Raw genomic sequence first — 4,386 nt, forward strand, 5'->3', positions numbered from 1 at the left:
GAAAAGCGGCGCTGCCAGCGCGAAGACAACCAAGAGCACGATGCCCGCGATCACGAATCGGCGGCTCGAGCCCGGAGTGGGGGCCACGATGCGCCGACGTCTCAACGCCCACTCGGTAACGACCATGCCGAGCACCAGCGCACCCCACGAGGAGCGGTTGAGCGTCAGCGTGACCACAGTGAGGCCGATGGGAAAGATGCATCGTCCGACACGTCCCCACCGCCGATCGCCCGCCCGGTAGAGCGCGAAGGCCAGCATCACCAACGGGTCCATGAACGTGGCGAATCCCGCAGTGGTCGACGCGGCGGTCCCGGTCACACCGTGCCAGATCGTGCCTTGCGCGACAGTGACCTTCCCCACGGCGTCGAACTTGATTCCGGTCGTGAGTTGGACGAAAAACAGCAGTGCCTGTCCAAGCAATGCGACGAAAAGCAGGGCGACGATTCGGCGTCCGTCCGCTTCGCTGTCGACGCTGTTCGCAATTACCAGGAATAGGGCGAACAACATCAGCAGTTGCCAGACCACGCATATGCCCGTGTAGCGCATGTCGGTAAGCGCTATGGAGATGAGGCACGTCGCCATCATAAGGGCGAACGGCCGGCTCACTGCGGCCCCCCAGCGGAAGCGGTTCGCGGCGGCCCGCACACGCATTAACTGCCGCACGAGAAGGATCGTCCCGGGGACCAGGGTCAGCGGGACATAGACCGCGCCCGGCGAGGTAAGTCCCGTCGACAACGTAGGCAGCGGCGTCGTCAGGTAATAGTGTGCGTCGACCGACAGCCCCACGACCGTGTACGCCATCAGCGCTCTGTCGGTCCCAGCAAGCATCGTCACGATCACCAGGACGCTGCCGACCATGGGGTACACGACCCATCGGAGGTCGAGGTTCCCAAGGCGCAGGGTCAACAGGCCGAAGGCGAGCGCAGCTCCGCCCGCTACTGCCGGCCAGGCCATCCGCTCGAAAACACTCGCGCTTGACGCATTCCGCCCGGCCACCGCTTGACGCCCCGGCATCCTTATGGTCGAAGTCATTACCCTTGATACGGCCGCCTCCGCCCGCGCAAAAGGAACGTTCCTTTCGGTACCGCGTTGGCCCCCACTGCTCCTGATGATGTAGCGTTCGGCTCGCCTACCCGCCAACGAAGGGCAGAACGTTCCTTTACGCTACTGCCAACACGTTCGCACTGCATTGGTCGCTTCGGATAGACCATATGTCTTGCGGGCTATCTGCGGTATGCAGATGCGCGATGATCGCCTGGACGCCGAACGCTGAGATGCGTCAGTCTTGCGCGCTTCGAGACGGCCTTTAGCCGTCGATCCGGTACCGCTTTCAGGACCGCCTGTTCGTGACGCCGGGCACCGAGCCACCAGGCCGCGGACCTCGGCACGCCCTCGGCGAACAGGATCGCCGTGAGGGTGGCCAGCAACACGGCCTGACCATGCCGCCCAGGTCACTTGACGGTCCGCAGGTTCGTCGGCCCCGACGCCGCGCTCGCGCGCTTTCGCCCCACATCACCTCCGCCTCGGGCGATCGAGACCAGCCTCGAGCCCACCGCAGCACCGTTCTGTCCTGCCGCGGCAGGTTCCCGCCGCTGGCGCTTGCGCATCCGCATGTCGCCCTACTATAAGGTCGCCCGTTTCTTCTACGTACGTCCAGGACACTCGCCGGCACAGGGATTGTATTGGCGCAGCTTCCCGGTCCGGCAGTCCCTGATCGGCTCGAAGGGCAGCAAATCGCAGCGCCCACTCTTGGAGCACCCTATGACGCGACTTCACATCACGAGCGTTCCTGCTCAGCCGCCCTCCGTTCGCGTGGCACGCATCCTTCTCTTCATCTTGAGTCTCGCCGCGGCAACCCTGGCCGTCGCCCCTCCGGCCATTTCCGCCACATACTACGTCGACCCTCAATCGGGGGCTGACACGAATCCCGGCACCGCCGCAGCCCCTTGGCGGACAATCCCGGGCACACGCACGACCGACAACACGAGCTACCTCCGCTCCCAGTGGGGCTCCATCTCCCAGAGCAACAAGATCCGCTGTGGAGACATCGTCTTCCTGCGGGGGGGCACCACCTACTCCACCACCACCGTCCCGAACGGCGGTGCCTGGCGCATCGACCCCGACTACTATACGGCGACCTGCACCGCCGCGAGCCCCATCACCATCCGGGTCGCCACCGCGGGCGAGTGGTCGGCAAGCACGGGCGCACTGGCGATCGACGGCACGGGGATCACGAATACGAGCCGCCACTATGCGCCCTCCGGTCCGTGTCAAAGTGGAGGCTTCTGTGGCCTCGTCACCATGGAAGACGTGAGTTATGTCACCTTCGGCGGTGTGAGCGCCGCCCAGCGCGTGCGCCTCACGGCCGTCCAGCTCCAACCGACGGGGGCTACGGTGGGCATTCTCCTCCATGGCACCGGGTATACCAGCACGCAGGGGCAGGAGCTCCAGTGGGTCGAGGTCATGAACCGGACCCCCACCACGCCGAACATCGGGGCGGCCATCGACGTGGGCGACCTCGGCTACTCCATCATCCACGACGCCTACATCCACGATTGGGCTGGTGCCGGCGTGGACACGGGCCTTTCCGCCCTCCACAAGGTAGCGGGCCTCGGCGTCGTAAACGTTCTCGTCGAGAACTCCGGACCGCAGGTTAGCCCAAGTGGAAACTTCACCAACGATGCCTTTAACTTCGCAGCCGACCCGTTCGATGACACGCAAGGTGGTGCCGGGGGCGTCTGGTGCATCAACTGCACAGCCAGGAACCACTACTGGAATGGCTCGAATTCCGGCGGGTGCGACAGCTCCTACGTCGACTCGATTGTCCGCTACCGGAACTTCCAGGTCTATGGAGCCGGTCGCACCGCCTCCACGGAGTCTTCTCGCGTGGGTCTTGAGTCCTCCGGCGACGGCTGCGGCTCCAAGGATGCCCTGCCGGAGCCGACGATATGGCTCTTCGATTCGATCTTCTACAACAATTACAACGCCGGCCAGGGACGCCCCCACGGCTCCGGAACTTCGTTCATGTGGAACACGACGATGTTCCGTGCCGGAAACCATGCGGGAAGTATCATCTATGATGAATGCGAAAACAGCGGGGCGGTCTATGACACCATTGTCGATGCTGGTACGAACGGCGCCTCTGCGTATTATGTAAATAACTGCGGGGACCCCCAGACACAGAATCACTTTGTACCGTGGAGTGAAAACTCCATTTATCACGATGCCAACAATGCCCATACCTCGTCCTTGGTCGGGAGCCATTGCACGGGGAATACGGCGAAGCAGTGTCGGCGGCAATCGGATTGCTTGAGTGGTGAAGGATTCTGTCAGGAGTATAATATCGTTGCGACCTGCGGGGCCCCGGGCACCTGCTTCACGTATTCGAGCAGCTCAGGCCTCGGCATCCCGGGATTCCTCCGCGGCGGTGGCAATCTTCTTGGTTCTGCCTACGATCCGAAGTTCGTCAATGTCTCGACGACAAATTGTGACGTGGATTTTCAGACCGCGATCACCACGGACGCCTACCGGCGGTTCTGCGATTTTCACCTCCAAACCGCGAGTCCAGCGATCGACGCCGGCACCACGTACTATCTTCTCGCCGCGGCCGCCGGCAGCAATGCCACCACCATCCCCGTGACGGGCAGCGGGCCGAACGGCGGTCCGCCGGACCCGCCGCTCTATCAGTGGGGGCCTGGTTTTCTCAATTGGCCGAACGGGGATCATCCCCATCGGAAAGACCCCCGCATGTATTTCGTCGCCCCGAACTCCTTCTGGCGGGCAGATAAGGTTCCGGGGGCCGACGTCATCCAGATCAAAGGCGCCACGTGTCAGAACGCCGCATCGGACTTGGGTTCGGCGGAGCGCGCCCGCCTCGTGAGTATGACCGCGACATCGATCACGGTCGATCGCCCGTGCACGTGGCCGCTGTACGCGGGCATTCACCGGCCCTGGTCGGGTGCGGCGCCCGACATGGGGGCGTTCGAGTTTGGCTCTTCGTCGCAGACGGGTCTTGCGCCCCCTGCGCTCATCTCCGTGAACCCCATTACCAACTAGGGCCGCGTTGACGCGTTCGTCTCGACCATCTAATGTGGAAGGAGCTTGTCGCGCGCCAAAAGTTGAAGCAGGGCCTCGGCAGCGAGGCGGTGCCCCAGAGCGTTCGGGTGCACGGAATCCGTCCGCACGCTCACAAAGCCCGCGGCCCGATATGCCCGCAGCAAGTCGATCACGTGCAGCCCCTGCTCGCGGGCCGCGGCGCCGACCCGGCGGTGAATGTCGAGCCATGGGTAGGCGACGCGCGTGTCTTCCATCAGCGGGAAAATGATCAGCACCACGGGGACGTGCTCCGCTCGTTCGATGTCGCCGAGGGCACGCAGGTCGTGCTTG

At 63.9% G+C, this 4,386-nt stretch carries 3 protein-coding genes; 1 reads left to right on the top strand and 2 read right to left on the bottom strand.

Annotated features, from left to right (window positions below; translation table 11 throughout):
• Nucleotides 1–954: hypothetical protein (locus VFA16_RS07900; protein WP_324967282.1), on the bottom strand; the 954-nt coding region annotated here is incomplete at its 3' end.
• Nucleotides 955–1,761: 807 nt separating this feature from the next.
• On the opposite strand from VFA16_RS07900, the gene VFA16_RS07905 reads away from it, so the two are divergent.
• A complete protein-coding gene (locus tag VFA16_RS07905; RefSeq protein WP_324967283.1) occupies nt 1,762–4,056 on the top strand; it encodes a hypothetical protein in 2,295 nt (764 codons plus the stop codon).
• Between the two features lie 29 nt (nt 4,057–4,085).
• On the opposite strand, the gene VFA16_RS07910 is transcribed toward VFA16_RS07905, so the two are convergent.
• Nucleotides 4,086–4,386: hypothetical protein (locus VFA16_RS07910; RefSeq protein ID WP_324967284.1), on the bottom strand; the 301-nt coding region annotated here is incomplete at its 5' end.

Source organism: Mycobacterium sp. (genome assembly GCF_035653355.1).
GTDB lineage: Bacteria > Actinomycetota > Actinomycetes > Mycobacteriales > Mycobacteriaceae > Mycobacterium.